The organism is Agromyces tropicus (assembly GCF_039531345.1).
GTDB lineage: Bacteria > Actinomycetota > Actinomycetes > Actinomycetales > Microbacteriaceae > Agromyces > Agromyces tropicus.
On the sequence record NZ_BAAAPW010000001.1, the window covers coordinates 720,612 to 742,009 of the forward strand.

At 68.2% G+C, this 21,398-nt stretch carries 11 protein-coding genes; 1 reads left to right on the forward strand and 10 read right to left on the reverse strand.

The window, feature by feature from the left end; genetic code table 11:
* Nucleotides 1–65 precede the first annotated feature (65 nt).
* From ABD230_RS03335 to ABD230_RS03350, 4 genes are all read right to left on the reverse strand, one after another.
* On the reverse strand, nt 66–3,683 hold the full coding sequence (locus tag ABD230_RS03335) for a glycosyl hydrolase 53 family protein (protein WP_344369427.1): 3,618 nt from the start codon (nt 3,681–3,683) through the stop codon (nt 66–68).
* A gap of 244 nt (nt 3,684–3,927) precedes the next feature.
* On the reverse strand, nt 3,928–5,499 hold the full coding sequence (locus ABD230_RS03340) for a glycosyl hydrolase 53 family protein (RefSeq protein WP_344369429.1): 1,572 nt from the start codon (nt 5,497–5,499) through the stop codon (nt 3,928–3,930).
* Between the two features lie 1,197 nt (nt 5,500–6,696).
* Nucleotides 6,697–8,871, reverse strand: a complete 2,175-nt coding sequence (locus tag ABD230_RS03345; RefSeq protein ID WP_344369431.1) for an RICIN domain-containing protein — start codon at nt 8,869–8,871, stop codon at nt 6,697–6,699.
* Nucleotides 8,872–9,054: 183 nt separating this feature from the next.
* Nucleotides 9,055–11,151 carry an RICIN domain-containing protein gene (locus tag ABD230_RS03350; protein ID WP_344369432.1) on the reverse strand — a complete coding sequence of 699 codons (2,097 nt, stop codon included), beginning with the start codon at nt 11,149–11,151 and terminating at the stop codon, nt 9,055–9,057.
* A 178-nt stretch (nt 11,152–11,329) separates the two neighbouring features.
* Between ABD230_RS03350 and ABD230_RS03355 the strand changes: the two genes are divergently transcribed.
* Complete coding sequence (locus ABD230_RS03355; protein ID WP_344369435.1) at nt 11,330–12,445, forward strand: LacI family DNA-binding transcriptional regulator; 1,116 nt, start codon at nt 11,330–11,332, stop codon at nt 12,443–12,445.
* On the opposite strand, the gene ABD230_RS03360 is transcribed toward ABD230_RS03355, so the two are convergent.
* From ABD230_RS03360 to ABD230_RS03385, 6 genes are all read right to left on the reverse strand, one after another.
* Complete coding sequence (locus ABD230_RS03360; protein ID WP_344369436.1) at nt 12,446–13,717, reverse strand: D-arabinono-1,4-lactone oxidase; 1,272 nt, start codon at nt 13,715–13,717, stop codon at nt 12,446–12,448.
* A complete protein-coding gene (locus ABD230_RS03365) occupies nt 13,714–15,732 on the reverse strand; it encodes a beta-galactosidase (protein ID WP_344369438.1) in 2,019 nt (672 codons plus the stop codon). Before ABD230_RS03365 ends, ABD230_RS03360 begins: the two co-directional genes overlap by 4 nt.
* 52 nt (nt 15,733–15,784) lie before the next feature.
* Nucleotides 15,785–16,708, reverse strand: coding sequence for a carbohydrate ABC transporter permease (locus ABD230_RS03370; RefSeq protein ID WP_154347764.1), 924 nt, complete (start codon nt 16,706–16,708; stop codon nt 15,785–15,787).
* Complete coding sequence (locus ABD230_RS03375; protein WP_344369440.1) at nt 16,705–17,670, reverse strand: carbohydrate ABC transporter permease; 966 nt, start codon at nt 17,668–17,670, stop codon at nt 16,705–16,707. Before ABD230_RS03375 ends, ABD230_RS03370 begins: the two co-directional genes overlap by 4 nt.
* Nucleotides 17,671–17,764: 94 nt before the next feature.
* On the reverse strand, nt 17,765–19,120 hold the full coding sequence (locus ABD230_RS03380) for an ABC transporter substrate-binding protein (RefSeq protein ID WP_344369441.1): 1,356 nt from the start codon (nt 19,118–19,120) through the stop codon (nt 17,765–17,767).
* A gap of 45 nt (nt 19,121–19,165) precedes the next feature.
* Entirely contained in the window at nt 19,166–21,268 is a 2,103-nt protein-coding gene (locus ABD230_RS03385) for a beta-galactosidase (RefSeq protein ID WP_344369444.1), read from the reverse strand.
* Nucleotides 21,269–21,398 lie beyond the last annotated feature (130 nt).

Here is a 21,398-nt window from a genome sequence, read left to right on the forward strand (position 1 = left end):
GACACGACTCGGGCGTGCGGCGTCGAGCGAGGTGAGCTCGATGCCGCACGCCCTCGTCTCCGTCGTCAGGGCAGCATCCTCCAGGCGTTGCTGTCACCCGGCTCCTTGTTCCGGCTGGTGCGTGCCGCTTCATACGTCTGCCCCTCGTGGGTGACGACGTCTCCGGAGGAGAAGACGCGGGACGGCGTCCACACCGACCGCCCCTCGGCCCCGGTCACGATCTCCTGCCATGCCCCGTTCGGCTTCGAGCCGGGGACCTCGTCGCTGGTGCGCCGGAGCGTCTCGTACATGCTCCCCTCGTAGCCCACCCGATCGCCGCCGACGTAGACGACCGACGCGTCCCACTGCGGCGGCACGGCGGGGACCATCGACGCGTCGCCGAGATACCCCACGGTCACGAGGTCGATGACCGCCCAGTCCCCTGCCGCCCCGTCGATTTCGAAGCCTACGGAGAACGAGGGTCCGCTCACCTCGGCGGAGACCTCCGCCGGCTGGGGACCGGAGGTTCTCGGGAGTTGCTTCTCTGCGATGACCTGACCGTCAGCGTCCTTGATGTGCATGGTCAGCGTTCCCGTCACTCCGGAGTACACGTAGGCGCGAGCCGTGTACGTTCCGGTCGATCCCGCGGCCACCGACTGCTCGAGTCCGGCGGTGAAGGCGGAGTCGAGCCAGAACGCCGCCGCATACCGTCCGTCGACGGTGCCGCCGAAGTACTCGCGGTCTTGACGGATGACGGCACCGGCCGGGTCGCTGGTGAACGTCCAGCCCTCCGCCGTCGCCTCACCGCCCGCTCCCGCGCTCTCGAAGCTGCCGTTGTTGATGTCGACCGCGAGCGGGAGCACGACGGTCACCTCCGACGTCGTCCGGCTGTGTTCGACGGCGAACGGCGCTGAGAACGTGTCGAGATAGCCGGCCTGCGTGATCGTCGCGACGATCCCCTCGCCGGATGCCACACCCGTCAGAGCGAACGAGCCGTCGTTCAGCGTGGTCGTCTCCTGATCGCCGATGCGGACGGTGGCACCGCTGAGCGGCAGTCCACCCGGGGTGAACACGTTCCCGGTCACCGTGCCGACATCGGCGACGAGGTCGATCGGCTGTGAGACATCCGCCCCATCGATGTCGACCGCCAGCGAACGCGTCACGTAGCCGGCCTGGCTCGCCGAGAGCGTGTACGTGCCGTCAGGAACCGCGGCGAACTCGTAGCGCCCATCGGCGTCCGCGAGACGTGGAACGCTGTACCCGTCGCCGCTGATCTTGACCAGGGCACCGGCGATTCCCTCGCCGTCCTCGTCGCGAACGATGCCGGATACCGACCGCAGCGCCTGCTCGCCGGAGACCTGGATGTCGGCCACGACGCGGCTTCCCGCCGAGACGGCGACCGGCGCCGGGGACGAGTCGCCGAGCCCGTCCTTCGTCGCCCCGATGGTGTGATTCCCTGGCGTGGTCCGGGCGAAGTAGTAGTCGCCGTACTGGTTCGTCACGCTGACCCGGTCGGCGGCACCGTCCGTGCTCAGCGTCACCCGCGCTCCCGCGACCGGCTGGCCTGCGGCATCCGTCACCGTACCGCCGACGGTGCCGGTGTCGGAGCCACGGGTGTTCAAACGGTAGGCGTCCAGGGCGGGAAGGGCCCTGCCGTCGAAGTCGAACAGCGTCGTGTTGTCGATGACGTTCTCAGCCGCGGCATCCGTGGATTCGAGGTAGGCCCAGCCGGTCTGGCCTCCGGCGTAGATCTCGAGCGGGTCCCAGTAGAGGTCCCCGATCGCCATGCCTCCCGGCACGCCCTGCAGTTCGTTGAACAGCTCGATCAGGAAGTCGCGCTGGAGTTCGGGCGTGCTGCTGTCCGCCCCACCGTATGGACCGTTGTGTTCCAGTTGGCCGGGCAGCCCCGCGCCTGTGGTGGCGTTCCAGTTGAATCCGGTCTCCATCACCATGACCGGCTTGTCGAACCGCTGCGAGACGGTCGTCGCGAACTCCGCGAACTGACGCGCCGACTTGTTGGTCCAGTACGGGTAGTACGAGGTCCCGATGATGTCGTAGTCCACCCCTGAGTCCTCGGCGTTCGTGAAGTGGGTCGTATAACTGCTCGTGTTCCCGCCGTCGTCGAGGTGGATGATCACCTTGGCATCCGGCACGGCTTCTCGAACCGCATCGGCGCCCGCGTCGTAGAAGCGCGCCAGGTTGGGCCAATTGCCCGTGGTCCCGTACGGGAACAGCATGCCGGATCGGGTCTCGTTGCCGATCGAGACGTACTGGGGCGCAGTGCCCTGTGCGACCATGCGGTCGAGGAGGTCCTTCGTGTACGAGTGAACCTCGCCCTCGAGGATCGACACGGCGTCGGCATCGCTCTTGCCGTCGATGAGTTCCTGCCAGGCATGGGGAATCGTCTGGAGGCCGGGGTTCGTCCAGTAGTCGCTGTAGTGGAATGACAGCTGGATCTGCAGTCCGGCCGCCGCGGCGCGTCGAGACAGCTCGAGCACGTCCTCCGCGTCGCCGTACCCTCCGGGGAGGTAGTACTTGCCGTCGCCGTGACCCTTGCCCGGGTCGTTGTACACCCGGATCCGGACGATGTTCCACCCGCTGTCGGCGAGGATCTGCAACGGATCGCGCTCACGGCCGGCGGCATCGGAGTACCGCCCGCCGTGGTCCTCGGTGTAGGTGAGGAGCGAGATGTCACCGCCGACGAGCAGCTCGTAGGGCTCGTCGTCCTGGACGAGGGCGAGGTCATCGATACGCACCGTCCCGACGGAATCGCCGTCCGTGCGAAGCCCGACCTCGAGTCGGCCGCTGCTCACGTGGACGCCGCGAATCGTCGTCTTCTTCCACGTATCGGCCGGGTCGTACGGGAAGTTCGTGCGCGGGACCGCCGTCCTGGCCTCTGAGGAGCCGCCACCCGAGGCGAAGAGGAACGCCTCGTCGTAGCCGCCGTCGTTCTGCACCCACGCCGTCAGCCGGTAGTGGCCATCGGGCAGGCCCTCGACGACCTGCGAGGTCTCCACCAGCCCGGTCGCCGAGTGCACGACCGAGTGCGAGGATCCGTCGTGGCCGCCGTCGACGAGGTCGCCGCCGATCGTCCACGCAGCACCGCCCTCTTCGAAGCCGGGCTCCGTGAGGAACGAGTCGGCGGGGTCGGGGTCTTCGCCGCCGGCCGCCGACGGGACCACGGTCACGTCGTCGATGAACCCGGTCAGCGTCGGCGAGGTGAACGCGTCGAGGACGATCTGGATGTCGAGCGCGCCGTCGGACCCGACCGGGACGTCCGCGACCTTCACCTCGTCCCAGGTCTTCGACCCATCGATCTGCGTGGCGCCGCCGCTGGCGATCGGCGCCGACATCCCATTCGCGACGAGTTCGCTTGCGCCGAGGCTCTCGTTCGCCCAGACGAAGAGCGAGACGTCGTACGTACCCTCCGGCGCCGGCACGGTCTGCGAGAGCGTCGTCGCACCGTTCCACTGATTCAGCGCCTGGGAGTACGTCCCGCTGTGCGCAGCGGCGTTCGTGACCCAGACCGTCGACGTCATCGACCAGCTCGACGCCACCCAGCTGTCCGCGCTGGTCCACTCCTCGAATCCTGCGTTCGGAACCATCACCTCCGCGGGAGCCGCGGCGGAGGCGGGTACGGCGATGAGGCCGGAACCGATCACCCCCACCGTCGCCATCGCCGCGCCCCATGAACGCGCGCGCATTCCCCATCCCATGGACTCTCCAATCAGTCTGCCCCGACGTCTCTGTCGTGCTTCGGGGATGTATGCCGGCATCGCGTCGGCGCTGGCTCGACCTGCGACGACGTCGTCACCGACGAGGGAATGCTAGGGACGCCCGACCGGCCGCCTCTCGAGAGCGACCGCATCCTCCATCGGGTCCGGCGGATCATCCATGCCGGTGAGGAAGTGCCCTCAGGAGCGACCCGCATCCCGAGGGCACTCGCGGTCACCAGGTGGAGAAGGCGTCGAGCCCGCTCGTTGCCCGGTGCTGATTCGAGTAGTCGAAGAGCGCGGTGTCCTCGACCTGGTTGTCGCCGCCGACGATCCAGCCGTTCGGGTCGGGGTCCCCGAGGTCGATGGCGATCGGGTCCCAGTACGTGATCCCAACCACGCGTCCGGTGAGCTGCATGGCTCGGAAGTACTCCCGGAGGTAGCGCAACTGGCCTGCCTGCGTCGCGCCGTAGTTCTCCGGACCATCGGGGTCCAGGTTGTTCGACTGGATGAGCGTGGTCCCGCCGGCATCGGCCGAGCTGGTCGTCCACGGGTATCCGACCTCGACGACAAGCGTCTCCTTCCCGGCGAGGTTGCTGACCCAGGTCGCGAAGTTGGCCAGCGAGGCGATCGACATGTCGGTCCAGAACGGGTACAGGGAGAGACCCATGATGTCGTAGTCGAGTCCGTAGGTGTTCGCCTGAGTGATCCAGTCGTCGTACAGCCACTGGCCGGGCGTCGTCAGGTGGATGACGACCTTCGTCGTCGACGACACCGATCGGACTCCGGCTGACGCCGAATCGAGGAAGGCGTAGTATCCGGCCGGGTTCGCGTACCGGTCGATGCCGGCCACGGCATTGTTGATCTCGTTCCCGATCGAGAGGTAGTCCGGGGTGACGCCGGCCGCCTGCAGCGCCGTCATGACCTCGCGCGTGAAGTCGTAGGCCGCGGCCTCGAGCTGCGACTGCGAGTATCCGGCCCAGGCCTCCGGCACGATCTGGAGCCCGGGATTCGTCCAGAAGTCGCTGAAGTGCAGGGAGATGAAGACCTTCATGCCCCGTGCCTTGGCCGCCTGGGCGTTCAGCACGGCGTCGTCGAGGTCCTGCCAGCCGCTCTGGAGCTGCACCGGGCTTCCGTCGATGCTGACGAAGTTGCCCGGCTCGTTGTAGATGCGGATTCGAGCGAGATTGAAGTCGTCAGCATCGAGGATGTCCAGGACGTCCTGTTGCGTTCCTGCGGATGTCGACCAGACCCCGCCGGCGGCCGCGGTGATCCGCCGATAGGTGATGTCACCCCCGACGTCCATCGTCCGCGCCTCGGTGTGGATCAGCCGACTGAAGTGGAAGGAGTCGGCGAACACCTCGGCGTTGCGTCCCACGCTCCAGAATCCCACCGTGCAGGACGAGGAGAACACGGAGACCAGGAGCGTGACCTGCGTCCACGTGCTCGCGGTCGGAAGGTCGAGGGTCTGGCTCGAGTCACCGCATGAGTAGGCCTGGACCCCGGCGGAGACCCCGTTCGGGTTGCGCACCCAGGCCGTCAGGACGTAGGTGCCGCTGGTCAGGCCGGAGACGGTCTGGACCGTGTTCACCGACCATTTGCCTCGGGCGCCGTGCCGGAGGCTCGCGGTCCCGGCGTGGGCGCCGCCGGTCGGCACCGACACGGCGGTCGTCTGCCCTACGTTGGTCCAGCCGGTGGTTCCACTCTCGAATCCCGGATTCGCGAGCAGGTTCGCACCGACGGCTTCGGCCGGCCCCACGTCGAGTGGAGCCGCGACGAGACCCACGCCGATGGTGGCCGCGGCCACGAGACCGGCAAGCACCCTCCTCAGGCGGCTCCGCCTGACGGATGTCGCAGATGTTCGGTCGACTGGGATTCCCATGTGTTCTCCTTTGAACGGCGCCATCGATCGATGGCGCGGCGAACACCGCGAATCGCGACGCGTCCTTCACGAAGCGCGCAGCGCGAAAGTCGGGGGTGACCCCTGCCTACCCACCACCGAACCCCTCCCCGGTGGATCGGGCTCACCCCCTCGCGGCTCGGCGAAAGCCTAGGGAGGGCGATCCGACCGCCGGAATGCAAGATCGTCTGGATCCGATGGACATTTCGCCGGGACGGGTGTCGGGCCGCTGCATGCGTTCGCGGAATCGCGGCATCCGAACGTCCGGGGCTCAGGCCTGGACACCGAGACCACGAACGAGACCAGCCTCTCGGCCTGTCTCACGGACAGGAGTCGAATCCGCCGGCAGCGCAGAATCGGCTGATCAGGATGACATTACGGCGTCATCGCACGCCGCGAGTTGAGCGACGGCCGGCCCGGATGGGCGCAGGATCGCACGAGTTTCGCCGAGTTGACATCGCGGATCGACTGCAATACCCGCGCACACTCGAACCACCTCCTCCCAGACTTCGCGACCGCGATAGTGCGAGCTCCCCGGAATTCCGGGCGAGAAGACCTCAGGTGCGATCTCGAGCGCTGGGAGACCAGCGGAAATCAGACACGCGCATCCCGAACGCCGGAAACACGAAAACCCCCGCTGAACGGGGGTTCTTCACGCTGGGGTACCTGGACTCGAACCAAGAACAACTGAAGTCGATCTCGGCGATTCGGGGCCGGCCCGCGAGGGGCGGAATTCCGCGGGATTCCGCGGAATTCATGCGCCCAAGTCTACGTGCTGCTACGGAGTGATACGGGCCGAATCTGGTCTCCGCACGGGGTTCTCGGCAGGTTTCTGGTCATCGGCGTCGACGGCCGACGTACCCGTTCCAAGGAGCTCATCGCGGCGAGACGCCCGCCCGGACGCGAAGAGACCTACATCGCGGGTGGGGCGTAACCGCGTTGCCGTCTCCGGGGCATATCTTGAGAATGCCCCGATGATTGTCGTGTGCGCCCGCCCGGCGACAGCGCCATCACGGCGGCGCACTGGGCGCATCGATGGGGTGGTGCCGGGGTCTCGCGCCGCCGACCCCGGCGGGGGCGGAGCCGGCGGCGCGAGTGGACGTCCTACTTCTCCTTCTTGCCGATCGAGAATTCGAGCACCGTGGTGTCACCAAGCGAGTTGGTCGCCTCGATGACGTTGACGCCGCGCACGACCCCCGGGTAGTCGGGCGTCAGCTGGTCGAGATCGAACGACGTACCCGTCGCGGGCCCCTGTTCGACCCCGTTGAGCAGGATGCTCGTGAGTTCGCATGCGGACGTCTCGATCACGTACGACGCCTTGCGGTACACGCCGTCCTCGCCGACGGTCCACTTGGCTCCGTCCTTGACGGTGATCGTCGGGGCGACCGGGACGATCATCCATTCCTGGGTGCCGTCATCCGCACCGAGACGCAAGGCCACGTCGCCGTCGGCCGTGCCGGTCAGGTACAGGTCATCGCTGCCGGTCGCGAGGAACCGTACATGGCCGTCGTCGGCGTCCTGGATGGTCCAGCGGCCGCCGTCGTTCTCGTCGACCCACTGGGCGATGTCCTGTCCGTCGTACGCGCCTCCGCCCCACATCGCCACGGAGCGACCACCGGAACGGTTGAGGAGTTCGACCGTCCCGTCGCCCTCGTCGATGACATGCCAGTTCTGCGTGTCCTCACGTTCGGAGCACTGGTCTTCGAGCTGGATGTCGGGCACCCACTTCGGGAAGTCGAACTCGGCGTCGCTGATGTTGCCGCCGGTGCCGAGCACCTTCCCGGTGGCACGGTTGACGACCTGGTAGTAGTCACCTTGCGAGTGCCCGAGGTCGACCTCGCCGTAGCGGATGACTGCCCCGGTGAAGGGGCCACCCCAGGTGCCCTGCAGGATGACGATGCGGCCGGTGCCCTCGACGTACTGGAGGTTGCGGCTGTAGCCGGAGCCCATCGTCGTGTTGTACTGCTGCCAGAGGCCGTCGCTCGCGCCGGACTCGTTGACCCAGACGTCGCCGTTGCCGGCTGAGTTGTACACCAGGCGGCCGTCGGGCAGCGCGATCACGACCGGGCTGCCGCCCCACGAGAGTCCTTGGGCGCCGGGGTAGAAGGGCAGGCCCTCCGCCATGTCCTCGTTCCAGCGACTGATCTGCTCGCCGGTGTCGTCACCATCGGAGAAGAAATCGAGCGGATCCGCCGAGAGTTCGAAGCGTACGTTCGCCTCTGCCGGCCAGCCCCAGGTCTCGGAGCCGAAGTACTCGTAGGTGAGCATGTAGAGCCCATCGGTCGTGGGCACGACGTTCGTCATGCCGGGTCGACCGTGCCCGATCTGGGGCGAGCCGTTGAAGTCGACGGTCTCGCCGGCCACGTCCACCACGGGTTCGCTCCACTCCCCCTCGCCGTCCCATGTCCGGTGGACCAGGATCTGACGGCCGGAGTCGGGACCGGTGTCGTTGTCAGGCGTGAGCTCGGGCACACCCGTCACCGGGTCGTAGCCGACGTAGTCGTTCTCGTCGGAGTAGTACGTGACGAGAAGACCGTCGTGGACGTGCAGGTGCGGTTCCCAGAGCGGATCGATCTGAGCGTGCTCGTTGGCCTCGGCGATGGCCGAGCCGATGTTGCCGGCGCTGCCACCCTGCCATCCACCGGTCGCGATGATGTCGACCACGTCCCAGCTCTCGGCCTCGTCGGTGCTGGCGAAGAGCGCGATGGCCATGTCGCGGCGGTCGCCGTCGTTGGTGGGCACCCACTCCGGGTCGGCGGCCTTCTGTTCGCGGTAGAACTCGTCCTCGCCCGACACGACCGTGGCGAGCAGCAGCGTTCCGGCCTCGAGGTCGCCGACGTCCTCGGGCAGCACGTACAGGTACGGGTTCGTCCAGTTGCTGGTGTACGGATCGAACTCGGAATCGTCCGAGAGGAACGCCGGCGCCTGCACTTCCGAAAGGGGCTGCCAGCTTGACCCGAGGTCGTCGCTCGCGTAGATCGGCATGGTCTGGCCGACCGCACCCGTCGTGCCGTCGTCGTACTCGACGACGGTGGACCGCTCGAAGGCGGCGACCAGCCTCCCGCTCGGGAGCTGGGCTGACTTGGGGTAGACGGCGCAGTTGCCGAGTCCCTTGAGGCAGTCCTGGTCGCCGACCTCGTACAGGATGCCGCCTTCGGGGTCGTAGGCCTGGGCTGGTGCGAGTGGGGCGATCAGGAGCACGGATGCGACAGCCCCGGCCGCGATCCCCTTCGTCTTCCACGACGACATGAGTTCTCCTTCGACGAGTGATGTGTGCATGCCCGGGAACCACGGCTGTTCGAGTCGTCCCCAGTGACGGTACGGGCCACGCTAGCAGGAATGTTGCCGGAAACATACCCTTCTCTGGACAGTTCGCGACCCCTGCTTGCGAGGTCGGCTCAGCGCGGGTCAGAGGGCCCGGATTACCGGGCCCCCGACCGTTTCCGCCGCGGCGAACGTGGGCTATGGAATGGTGATGGTCGCCACTGCCGACACGTTTCCGGCCCCGTCGGTCGCCCGGTACTGGACGTCGACGCTCTTCCTGCCGTTGAACTTCACCGGCGCGGTGTACTGGGTCCAGTTGGTGGCGCCCGCGGTGCGGTACTGGATCGAACTCACGCCGGAGGCGTCATCGGTGGCCGTGATGGTGAGGGTTCGTCCGTCGACGGACGCGGAGACGACCGGCGGCGTGGTGTCGGCGGGAGGAGTGATGCCTTCCGCGTACAGCTTCCATTCCTGCGTGCCGTTGTCCGCGTACGTCGCGAGGCTGAGCGGTGCCCCGTTCGAACCGCCGGTGAGGTAGAGCGACGAGTTCGCGGTGGACTGGAAGCGCACGTGGTCCCCCGTCGTCGGCACGATGTTCCAGAGCCCGCCGGCCACGTCGTCGACCCACTGCCCGATCGAGGCGCCGGCGTATGCATCGCCGCCCCAGATCGCGGCCGCGCGGCCGCCCGACTTGTTGAGGAGCGTGGCGGCGCCGTCGTCCTTGGTGACGACGTGCCAGTACTGGGTGTCCGCAACGGACGTGGCGCCGAAGGCCTCGAGGCGAACGTCCGCGGCGTCGCCGTTGCCGATGTTGGCGTCGGTGATGTTCCCCCCGGTGCCGATCACCTGGCCGCTGGCGCGGTTCACGACGCTGTAGTACGGCCCTGCGGAGCGACCGAGGTCGACGTGGCCGAAGCGAATGGTCGACGGGGTCGTCGCCCCCTCCCACGCCGCCTGCAGGATGACGATCCGCCCGGTGGCCTGGTCGTACTGGAGGTTGCGCGAGTACCCGCCCGGCATCGTGGTCTGGAATTGCGTCCACACGCCGTCGCTCGCACCTGACGTGTTGACCCAGATGTCGCCGCTGCCTGCCGCGTTGTAGACGAGCCTGCCGTCCGGCAGAGCCTTGAGCACGGGGCTGCCGCCCCAGGTGAGGCCCCGTGATCCTGGCGCGAACGGGAGATCTCCCTGCTGGCCGTTGGCGAGGCTGATCTCCCGGCCGTTCGGGTCGCCGTCGGCGTAGAAGGCGAGCGGGTCGTCGACCATCTTGAATCGGACATTTGCTCCGCCCCCGAAGTACTCGAAGGTGAGCATCCATCTTCCGTCGGTCGTCGGGGCCACGTAGGCCATGCCGGGCCGACCCCCGCCGATCTGCTGTGCGCCGTTCCAGTTGAACGTGTCGCCTGAGACGTCGACGATCGGTCCGCTCCATGCGGCGCTCGCGCCATCCCACGTCCGGTGCGCGAGGATCTGCGCGCCCGAGTCGGGAGCCGTCGCGTTGTTCGGGTCGAGCGTGGGGACGCCGGTGCCGGCATTCATCCCGACGTAGTCGTTCTCGTCGGAGTAGTAGGCGATCAGCTGGCCGTCGCGTGCCATCAGGTGGGGCTCCCACACGGGGTCGATCTGCGCGTACTGGTTCGCGTCAGCGATGTTCGTGCCGGTGGCCCCGGCCGAACCGCCCTGCCATCCGCCCTTCGCGATGATGTTCTCCAGCTCCCACGTCGTGCCTTGGTCGGTGCTGGAGTACAGCGCGATGGCGATGTCCGAGCGGTCGCCGTCGTTGTTCGGCACCCAGTTCGGATCGGCGGCCTTGTGCTCGAGGTAGTAGTGGTCGTCTCCGGAGACGACGCTCGCGAGGAGCAGCGTGCCGGCGGCGAGGCTCCCGACGTCCTCGGGGAGCACGTACAGGTTGGGGTTGGTCCAGTTGCTGATGTAGGGGTCGTACTGGGGGTCGCTCGAGACGTAGGCGGGCGCCTCGACCTCGGTGAGGTGCTGCCAGCTGTCTCCTTGGTCGTCGCTGACGTAGATCGGCAGCGTCTGGCCGTCCGCACTTCCCGAACTCGGGACGATGGATCGCTCGAACGACGCGACGATGCGGCCGCTGGGAAGCTGGACCGACTTGGGATAGATCGCGCAATTGCCGAGGCCCTTCAGGCAGTCCGTCCCGCTCGGCAGTTGGTACAGCACATCCGGGGTCGGGGTGTACGCCTGGGCGACGACCGGGGTGAACAGCAGGGCGGATGCGACTGCTGCGACTGCGCCTGCCCGGAACCGTTTCATCGTCTTCGATGACATGAGCTCTCCTTTGAGTCCGACTCGTTCGGGCAACGTAGCATCAATGTTGCCGGAAACATAGCGTGTTTCGCCGAGTAGCGTCGCGCTCGAATGAGTAAGGCTCGGCCCGGTCGCATGACGTGACGCGGCCCTGCGCGGGCACGGGTACCGTGGGGTTCGAGGACAGCACGGAGGAGCGATGGCCATTGAGGAGCCCGGAAGCGTGCCGGAGGCCGTTCCCGGCGGCGAAGCGACCACCGGGCCGCGAGTGGCGCGCTCGACGCTGCGGAGGGTCTCGGCCGGTCGCGCAGGTCGAGCGGCGACCATCTACGACGTCGCCCTCGCCGCCGGAGTCTCGCATCAGACCGTGACGCGGTACCTGAACGGTTTCGCCGGGATCCGGCCCGCCACCCGGGAACGCGTCGAGAAGGCGCTCAAGGAGCTCGACTACCGACCGAACCTGGCGGCACGAGCCCTGAACTCGGGCCGCTCGCAGCGCGTGGGTGCGATCACGCACGAACTCGACCAGTTCGGCCCGAGCAAGATTCTTCAGGGTGCGACCGCAGCAGCACGAGATGCGGGGTTCGTACTCGACATCGTGACGGTCGACCTCGCCCGCCCTGACGTGCTGAACGAAGCCATCGAGATGCTGCGTCGCCACGACCTCGCGGGCGTTCTGGTGATGTCATCGACCGACACGATGTCCGAAGCGCTGGCGACGGCGGACTTCGGAGTGCCGGTCTATCTCGGTGCCGAGCCGGACGACACGAGCGGCACGGACCCCTCCGAACTGACCCAGTTCGGGTTCCCGGCGCTGTTCGATCACCTGGTGGGTCTCGGACATCACACGTTCCTGCACATCGCCGGCCCGGCGGAATGGTCTGCCGCGCGAAACCGATCGCGTGCCTACTCGACCGCACTCGCCGCCCGCGGGCTCTCGTCGGCCGGCGTGCTCCAGGGCGACTGGTCGGCGCGCTCGGGCTATGAGGCGGTGATGGCTGCTCCCGACCTCGCCGGTGCCACCGCCATCGTCGCAGCGAACGACCAGATGGCGCTGGGCGCGATCCTCGCCCTCACAGAGCGAGGTCTGCGGGTCCCGGAGGATGTCAGCGTCGCCGGCGTCGACGACATCCCTGAGGCGGCGTACTTCTCGCCTCCGCTGACGACGCTCCGCGTCGACTTCGCAGCGCAGGGGCGGGCGGCGTTCTCGACACTCCTCGACAGGATCAGGGGCGAGGCGCACGCACTCGAACCCGCCTTGCATGCCGACCTGATCGTGCGCCGGTCGACGGCGCGAGCACCTGCCTCCGGCTGATCACACCGGGCGGGCGAGGCCGCCGTGCGCATCCCGCACGCCGAGCGCTTCCAGGTACTCGTTCGAGAACACGCCGGTCGGGTCGAGTTCCCGGAAGAGGGAGCGCGCGAGCGGAAGGCGCGGGTACGCAGCCGCGATCCGGTCGGCGTCGAACGCGTGCCACTTGCCCCAGTGCGGGCGGACGTCGAAGGGAGCGAGCACCTGCTCGATGCGCGGCAGCAGGGAGCGGACGGCGTCCTCGTCCCGGGCCCAGGTGAAGTGGATGGCGACGCTGTCGCGCCCCGAGGCGGGGCCGAGCCAACTGTCGTCCGCGGCGATCGTGCGCACTTCGGTGATGATCAGGTGGGGGTCGATCTCGGCCGCGAGTCCTCGCACCGCTGCGATCGCCGCCGCCGCGCGCGTGCGCGGCACGAAGTACTCGGACTGGATCTCCTCACCGAACGACGGCGTCTCCTCGAGGCGGAAATGCGGCATCCGCAGCAGCCACGGCCCCTCACTGCCGTCCTGCGGCGTCCAGCTCCGCTGATCGAACCGCTCGTCGGGCTCGGCCTCCCGCGTGGTCGCCAGCACGGAGTCGTCGAACGAGGCGTCCGTACGCTCCTTCACGAGGACCCTCTCGACCGAGGGCGAACCCCAGTGCGTGAACAGGCTCACACTGGTGCCGCTCGCCGTGACCTCGTCGAACCGCTCCGCGAGCACGCCCCAGTCCAGGCCGATGTGAAGCCGTTGACGGACCCGGTACGACGGCTGCACCGCGAGTTCGATCCTCGTGACGATGCCGTAGGAGCCGAGCCCGACGACGAACCCTCCGAATCGCCAGTCGTCCGATTCGACGCGCTGCAGCGCGCCCGCGGCATCCACGAACTCGATCGCCCGCACGGCGTCTGCGAGCATCGGGAGCCGGTCGCCTGAGCCGTGCGTGCCGGTGGACATCGCCCCGGCGACCGAGATGTGGGGCAGCGAGCCCATGTTGTGCAGCGCCAGTCCGTGCTCCTCGAGCCAGAGCGCGAGCTCCCCGTAGCGGACGCCGGCGCCGACCGAGACGCGGTCACCGCCGCCGAGCACGCGCGGCGCCGGCGGGACGTCGAGGACGGAGACGAGCGTCCCGGCGGAGTCGGCGATCTCGTTGAACGAGTGCCTCGTGCCGAGCGCGCGGACGGGGCCCGGTCGGCTCCGGAGGACTTCCTGCACCTCCGGCACGGACCGCGCCGCGATGAGGCGGCGTGCCCCGAAGCGATGCGTCCCCGACCAGGTTTCGCCGACTTCGCTCATCCGTCCGTGTCCGTCGCGACGATCGCGACGCCCTGCGGAGGGAGGACGAGCCCGGGGGCGTTCGAGCCGGAGAGCAGGTCGGTCCCCGCCAAGGTCAGTTCGGCTTCGTCGCCGCCGTGGTTGATGATCACGACGTACTCTCCGCGACGGACCACCTCGAGCGCTCCGCCCGTGCCGACCGGGTCGGGGCGTGCGATGCCGGCGTCCTCGAGGATGGCGGCGGCCAGGCGCGCGAGCGCGTCGGGCTCGGGCAGCGTCGCGACGTACCATCCGGTACCACCGTCCGAGGCGCGCCGGGTGATCGCGGGCCATCCTGCCAGCGCTCCATCGGTGAACGTCGACACCGCCTCCGCGTCGTCGAGGCGGACGAACTCGGCCCATGTCGCGCCGAGCGCATCGCCGCCGAGTACCTCGCCCGTGATCGGGACGGGCGGGGCCTCACCCTCCCCGGTCGCTCGCAGGTCGGGCGCGGCGGGTGGCGCGAACTCCTCGATGCGGATGCCGAGCGCTTCGCGAAGCGGCGCGCCGAGGTACCCGCCGAGGCGGATGTGCAGGTGCTCGTCGGTGATCGCCGTGCCGAAGCCGGCGACCAGCGTGCCGCCGGCTCGGGCGAAAGCGGCGAGGTTCTCGACCTGCGCGTCGGTCGCCACGAAGTGGGCGGGCGCGACGACGAGTCGGTAGCCCGACAGGTCGGCCTCGGCTCGGACGAAGTCGACCGTCACGCCGAGCGAGCTGAGCGCACGGTGCCACGCGAAGAGGACCTCGAGGTACGAGACGTTGGTCGGCGAGGCCGGCTGCTCGATCGCCCACCAGCTGTCCCAGTCCATCGCGATGGCGACCTGGGCCGGCACGCGGCTGCCCTCGAGGCCGACCTGATCCCCGGAGAGCCGCTGGAGCTCGGCGCCCAGTGCCTCGATCTCGCGCCACACGCGGGTGTCAGTGCCGCCGTGCGGGACCATCCCGGAGTGGAACTTCTCGGATCCCGCCTCGGACTGCCGCCACTGGAAGAAGAGCACCCCGTCCGCGCCGCGAGCGACCGCTTGGTACGACCAGGCGCGCATCATGCCGGGCGCCTTCGGGGCGTTCCGTGTACGCCAGTTCACGGCGCTCGGAGACTGCTCCATGAGCAGCCACGGCGCGCCGTCGCCGAGCGAGCGCATGAGGTCGCGGACCATCGCGGCGTACGCCGCGGAGTTCGGATCCGCCGGATCCGGATAGGTGTCGTCCGAGACGACGTCCACCTTGGGCGCCCACTTCCAGTAGTCGACCGGCTTGAAGAACCCCATGAAGTTGGTGGTGATCGGCACGTCCGACGCGGGGCGGATGACCTCGACCTCGGCGTCGTAGCAGGCGGTCAGTTCGTCGCTGGAGAACCGGTCGAAGTCGAGCAGCTGCGTCGGGTTGCGGAAGGTCGGCGCGGCGCGCGGTGGCTCGATCTCGTCGAACGCGTCGTACCGTTGCGACCAGAAGGCGGTGCCCCAGGCCCGGTTGAGCTCCTCGATGGAGCCGTATCGCGCTTCGAGCCAGGTGCGGAAGGCCGCGGCGGAGACGTCGCAGTAGCACCGGCTCACGTGGCATCCGTACTCGTTGTTGACGTGCCACAGTTCGAGCGCGGGATGGTCGGCGTAGCGTTCCACCATCCGCTCGACCAGCCGCCGCGCGTGCTCGCGGTAGACGGGTGAGCTCGGGCAGTACTGCTGGCGGCTGCCGACCGCCAGGCGCACGCCGTCCTCCGTGACGGGGAGCGTCTCCGGGTGCCGCTTCGCCAGCCACGGCGGCGGCGACGCGGTGGCCGTCGCCAGGTCGACTCGGATGCCGCCGGCGTGCAGGGTGTCGAGCACGTCGTCGAGCCATCCGAAGTCGTACTCGCCCGGGCGTGGTTCGAGTCTCGCCCACGAGAACACGGCCACCGTGGCGAGGCTGATGCCGCCGCGCTGCATGAGCTGGACGTCGCTGTCCCAGACGTCGCGAGGCCACTGCTCGGGGTTGTAGTCGCCGCCGTACCAGATGGTCATCGTCGCGTCTCCTCGTATGCAGGTTCCGGTTGTCTTGGCGAAGTCCGCGGCGTCATCCCTTCACGCTCCCTGTGGCGAGGCCCGACTGCCAGTAGCGCTGCAGGAACAGGAAGGCGATGATCAGCGGCACGATCGAGATGAACGAGCCGGTGATCACGGTGGAGAACAGCGCCTGGGACCCGCCGCCGGCGTTCGCAGCGGCCTGCAGCTGGGCGAGGCCGACCGTGATCGGGTAGAGATCCGAGCTGTTGAGCATGATCAGGGGCAGGAAGTAGTTGTTCCAGGTCCCCACGAGCGCGAACAGGAAGACGGTCACGAGCGCCGGGCCGAGCAACCGCAGTCCGACCTGCCAGAAGATGCGGAACTCCCCCGCGCCGTCGACGCGGGCCGCCTCGATGAGTTCGTCGGGGATCGCGTCGGCCGAGTACACGCGCATCAGGTAGACGCCGAACGGGCTCACCAGCGAGGGGATGATGATCGCCCACGGGGTGTTGGTCAGTCCGGCCTGCGAGAACAGCAGATAGGTCGGCAGCGCGAGCGCGGTCAGGGGGATCATGATCGCACCGAGCGTCGCGCTGAACAGTGCCTTCCTGCCGGGGAAGTCGTACTTCGCGAACGCATAGCCCGCCATGGCCGACAGCAGTGTCGCGCCGACCGCCGCAGCACCGGCGTACAGGACGGTGTTCAGGAGCCAGCGGGTGAAGATCCCGCCGCGAACCGTGAACAGGGTCTGCAGGTTCTCGAAGAACGAGAAGTCGCCGCCGAACCAGAGCCCGAACGTCGTGAACAGCGCCTGATTGTCCTTGGTCGATGAGACGAGGAGCCACCAGAGCGGCAGGATGAAGTACGCCACGCCCAGCCAGAGCAGCACCGTGAGCAGCGAGCTCCGACGCTTCTCCGGGTCGAAGGCCTTGGCACGGCGGGCTCGCTTCGGGGCGCCGACGGTGACCGCGGCGCGGGTCTCGAGGGAGGTCATGAGGGGGTCTCCGTCTCGGTCAGTGCCCGTCGTTCGCGTCGCTCGGTCGCCAGCTGGAACGCGTAGGACAGCACGGCGATCACGATTCCGAGGAGGAACGCGATCGAGGCGGCGTAGTTCAGTTCGCGGTTCTGGAAGGCGAGGTTGTAGGCGTAGTAGTTCGGGGTGAACGATCGGGTGATCGCGTCGGGTGCGATCGCGTTGAGCAGGCTGGGCTCGGCGAACAGCTGGAACGTGCCGATGATCGAGAAGATCACGGTCAGGATGATCGCCGGGCGGATGGCGGGGATCTTGATGCTCCACGCGATCCGGAACTGTCCGGCACCGTCGATCTCGGCCGCCTCGTACAGGTCGCTCGGAATCGCCCGGAGGGCGGCGTACATGATGATCATGTTGTAGCCGACGAACTCCCACGTGACGATGTTCATCATCGAGCCGAGGATGTTCCCAGCGGAGAGGAAGTCGGGCGTCCCCCAGCCGACCGCACGGGCGACCTGCGCGAGGGGCCCGAAGTCCGGCCCGTACAGGTAGCCCCACATGAGCGTGGCAACGACCGCGGGAACGGCGTACGGCATGAATACGAGCAGGCGGACGCCCTTCGCGCCGCGCGCGCGGCCGCTGTCGAGCGCGAGCGCGAAGAGGAGGGCGAGGCCGAGCATGATCGGGACCTGCACCATGAAGAACAGGCCCATGCGCAGGAGGCTTCCGATGAACGCGGAGTCCTGGATGGCGCGGATGTAGTTGGCGAACCACGCGAACTGCTCGCCGCCGATGAGCTTGCTCTCGAAGAGGCTCAGGTAGCCGGCGTACATGAGCGGGATGACGAGCATCGTGAGGAAGACGAGGAAGAACGGGAGGATGAACAGGTAGGCCGCGCGGTTCTGCCTGCGCTTGTTCGCGTTGCCTCGTCGAGCTGGAGTTGTTGGGTGGCGCTCGGCGGCGAGCGCCGGTGACTGCGACACGGTGGTCCTCACTTCGCTGTGATCGGACCGGCGGTTCCGCCGGCGGGGTGGGTCGGGGCGCCCGTCGTGGGGGGTCGACGGGCGCCCCGCGGGCTCACTCGACGGTGAAGCCCTGGTCTTCCGCGTAGCTGACGAGCTGATCCTGCCACTCGTCGAGCGCAGCTGCGATGTCGCCCTTCTCAGCGACGACCGAGCCGATCGTCTCCTCGTAGGTCGAGTAGACATACTCCATGAACGGCACCCACTGGAAGTCGGTGTCGACCGTCTCGGAGATGTCGGCGAACAGCTTGTTCACCTGCTGGCCGCCGTAGAACTCCGACTCCTGGTCGATGAACTCCGGGTTCTCGAGCACCGAGAGCTGCGGCGGGTAGAGGAACTGCTCGGTCGCGAGCTTCATCGCCGACTCCTCGTCGTGGTTGATGAACTTCGCGAGCTCGTACGCGGCGATCGGGTTCTCGCTGGTCGCGAGGACCGCGTCGGACGATCCGCCCCAGTTGCCCGAGACCTGCTCGCCCGCGCTCCACTGCGGGAGCGGGGCCGCACGCCAGAGGCCAGAGGTGCTCTCAGCCGTGCCCTGGAGGAAGATCGGCCCCCAGGCTGCAGTCAGCCAGCCGGCGTACTTGCCGTTCGCGAGGCCCTGGTACCACTGGTCGGAGAAGTCCGTGTCGACGGAGATCAGGTCCTGCTGGATCAGTTCGGTCCAGTAGTTCGCGACCTCCTTCGCCGTGTCGTTGTTCACGTCGATGCCGACCGTCTCGGCGCCGTCGTAGGTGAACGGCTGCACGCCGGCCTGCCACATGAAGCCGATCATCTGGCCGGCCTGCGTGGCGCCGAGGTTCGAGATGTAGGAACCGGTCTCGTCCTTGACGGCCTTGGCCGCCGCGGCGTAGTCGTCCCAGGTCTCGGGTGCCTCGGTGATGCCGGCCTCGCTCAGGATGTCCTCCCGGTACAGGTTGCCCATCGGGCCGACGTCCTGCGGGACCGCCCACACCTCTTCGTTCGGCGACACCTGGTTCCACGCCCAGCCGACGTAGTCGTCGGCGATGTCGTCTGCACCGTAGGGGGTGAGGTCGAGCAGGGACTCCGTCAGGACGAACGACGGGATGTACTGGTACTCGACCTGTGCGACATCCGGTGCCCCCTCGCCGGCCTCGAGCGCGCTGCGCAGCTTCTGATAGTGCTCGAGGCCCTGGCCGACGTTCTCGACCGTGACGTTGATCGCGGGGTACTTCTCCTCGAACAGTGCCACCTCGTTCTCGATGTCCGGGACCCAGGTCCAGAACGTGAGGTCGGTCGGCGTGTTGAGGGCCTCCTCGCGCTGCTCGTCGGTGATGGCGTCGCTGGTCGTCCCACCGTCACCGCCTCCGCTGGGTGCGCAGCCGGTCAACACGAGACCGACGGTGGCAGCGCCGGTGACCAGCGCCAGTGCTGTCTTACGTGCCTTCTTCATCATTGACTCTTTCTGTGGTTGGAGGATCGCACGATCCCTTGGTGCTCACCGGATGAAGGTCCGCGCCGACCAGGCGTCCAGTGAGACATCGGTTCCCGCCGCCAGTTCGGCTCCGGTGGCGGGTTCGGTGACGGACGCCGCGAGCGTGATGGTTCGCGGCTCCCATCCCCAGTTGAAGACGAACCAGGCGCGCCGACCCTCGGGGAGCGAGCCGGATGCCACCGTGATCGGCTGCTCGACCTCCCCCGCGAGTGCGTCGGCGTGCCCGGGTCGGTCCGTCGCCCAGCGGACGATGCCGCGGGCCAATTCGGGGTCGGGCACGCAGCCGACGACGGTGACGCGTCCGTCGCCGACGGCGTGGCTGGTGACGGCCGCGAAGGCCGAGAATCGGGGGTGGTCGTATCGGGCGAGCACATCGGCCTCGTCGGCGATGAGTCCGTCGATCCAGAGCCGGGCCGAGGCGCCGTCGACTGCGAGGCCATCCGGCTCGGCGACAACCGCGACCGGGTGATCGAGGTTGGAGTACTCCTCGTAGCGGGCACCCGCGAGATCCGCGAGGCGCGGCGGGGCGATTTCGACGCGCGCACGCGCCTCGTCATCCGCGTAGGCGGTCCTGGGGCCGAGCACGAGGTGACCACCGTTCGAGACGTAGTCGCGGAGCAGCTCGAGCTCTGCGTCGGAGGTCACGTAGGCCCCCGCCGCGATGAGCACGGGGAACTGCTGCGCCAGCTCGGCCGCGCCGAGGTCGACGGCCTGGTCGAGGTGCAGCAGCCGCGACTGCCGCCCCGACTCGATCGTCCCCCGATGGAACGCGTCCACGATCCGCTCGTACGACTGGACGTCCGGCTCGCCGTCGAGGCGAAGCGGCGGCATGAACTGCAGCGCGAACCGGCTCGGGTTGGACCAGAGGATCGCGACGTCAGCGTCGGGCTCGAACCCGTCGAGCACGTCACCCAGATTCGTTAGTTCGGCGCCGAGCTCTGAGATCTCGCGGTAGACCCGACCGGGGACGAGGCTGTGCGGGAGCACGCCTCCCCAGTACGTCTCGAAGCCGTACGGGAGGGTGTGCCAGTGCCAGTACTCGATCATCGCGGCGCCGCGCGAGATGAACGTGAACGCGGCCTGCTTGAGCTGGCCGGGGTACGGGGGGAAGTTCGTGTCGGGGGTGCCGATGGACTGCGCGTTGGTCTCGGTGACGAGGTACCGCCCCTGCTTCGAGGCGTACATGCGATCGGCCTGCCGGAAGAGGCCGGGAACGCCGGTCGTCGTCCAGTGGCTCAGCTGCGGGAGCTCGCGCGATGCGTCGAGGTGGTCCTGCATGCCGTAGTACGGGTTCCCCGCGATGACGTCGAGGTCCCGTGCGAGCCGCTCGTCGTCGAGCGCCGGGCGGCCGTACTGCAGGCAGGTCGTGACGAACTGCCCGGGCCGGCGGTACTCCCGCACGAGGTCGGCCTGCCAGGAGATGAACTCGGTGGTGAGCTGAGCCTGGTAGCGGCGCCATGCGAGGTCGTACTGGGGGAACGTGTTCCCATCGGGTCGCCAGAGCTCGGACCAGTCGCTGAGGCGGTGCGACCAGTAGGTGAGCCCCCACTCGCGGTTGAGGGTGTCGACGTCGCCGTATTCCGCGCGGAGCCGGTTCAGGAACTCCGCAAAGACGTGGTCGTTGTGGAAGATCTCGAGTCCGGGCTCGTTGTCGACCTGGAAGCCGATGACCGCGGGATGGCCGGCGTACCGACCGACGACGGCCCGGATGATGCGCTCGGCGTACCGTCGGAACACGGGGTGCGAGTAGTCGACTTCCTGGCGCGCCCCCCACGGGATCGGCTCGCCGGTGCGGCGCTCGGCCGCGATCTCCGGATGCGCGACCTGCAGCCAGGGCGGCACGGCGTAGGTCGGCGTCCCGAGGATCACCCGGATGCCACGCCGATGAGCGCCGTCGAGCACCGGCTCCAGCCACTCGAGGTCGAACTCGCCGTCGCGCGGCTCCCACGTGGACCAGACCGACTCGCCGACGCGGATGACGTTGATGCCCGCCTCCACCATCAGGTCGAGGTCGATCTCCGTCCGCTCGCCACGGTGGTACTCGGCGTAATACGCGACGCCGAAGAGCAGGCCGCTCATCGGCTGGACGGGGGTACGGGATGTCATCGGTGCTACTCCGTTGTAGTTCGGGCGATTCGATCAGGTCGTGTCGAACCTTGGCGATCTCGTCGATGTTGTCGGAAACATCTTTACGACACAAGAATGTGGTCGATAACATCGATCTGTCAAGTCACAT

What these genes read in the sequence shown, in the direction of transcription:
- ABD230_RS03335 (WP_344369427.1), bottom strand. Translation starts at nt 3,683, where the DNA reads ATGCGCGCGCGTTCATGGGGCGCGGCGATGGCGACGGTGGGGGTGATC.
- ABD230_RS03345 (WP_344369431.1), bottom strand. Translation starts at nt 8,871, where the DNA reads ATGCACACATCACTCGTCGAAGGAGAACTCATGTCGTCGTGGAAGACG.
- ABD230_RS03350 (WP_344369432.1), bottom strand. Translation starts at nt 11,151, where the DNA reads ATGTCATCGAAGACGATGAAACGGTTCCGGGCAGGCGCAGTCGCAGCA.
- ABD230_RS03355 (WP_344369435.1), top strand. Translation starts at nt 11,330, where the DNA reads ATGGCCATTGAGGAGCCCGGAAGCGTGCCGGAGGCCGTTCCCGGCGGC.
- ABD230_RS03360 (WP_344369436.1), bottom strand. Translation starts at nt 13,717, where the DNA reads ATGAGCGAAGTCGGCGAAACCTGGTCGGGGACGCATCGCTTCGGGGCA.
- ABD230_RS03365 (WP_344369438.1), bottom strand. Translation starts at nt 15,732, where the DNA reads ATGACCATCTGGTACGGCGGCGACTACAACCCCGAGCAGTGGCCTCGC.
- ABD230_RS03370 (WP_154347764.1), bottom strand. Translation starts at nt 16,708, where the DNA reads ATGACCTCCCTCGAGACCCGCGCCGCGGTCACCGTCGGCGCCCCGAAG.
- ABD230_RS03380 (WP_344369441.1), bottom strand. Translation starts at nt 19,120, where the DNA reads ATGAAGAAGGCACGTAAGACAGCACTGGCGCTGGTCACCGGCGCTGCC.
- ABD230_RS03385 (WP_344369444.1), bottom strand. Translation starts at nt 21,268, where the DNA reads ATGACATCCCGTACCCCCGTCCAGCCGATGAGCGGCCTGCTCTTCGGC.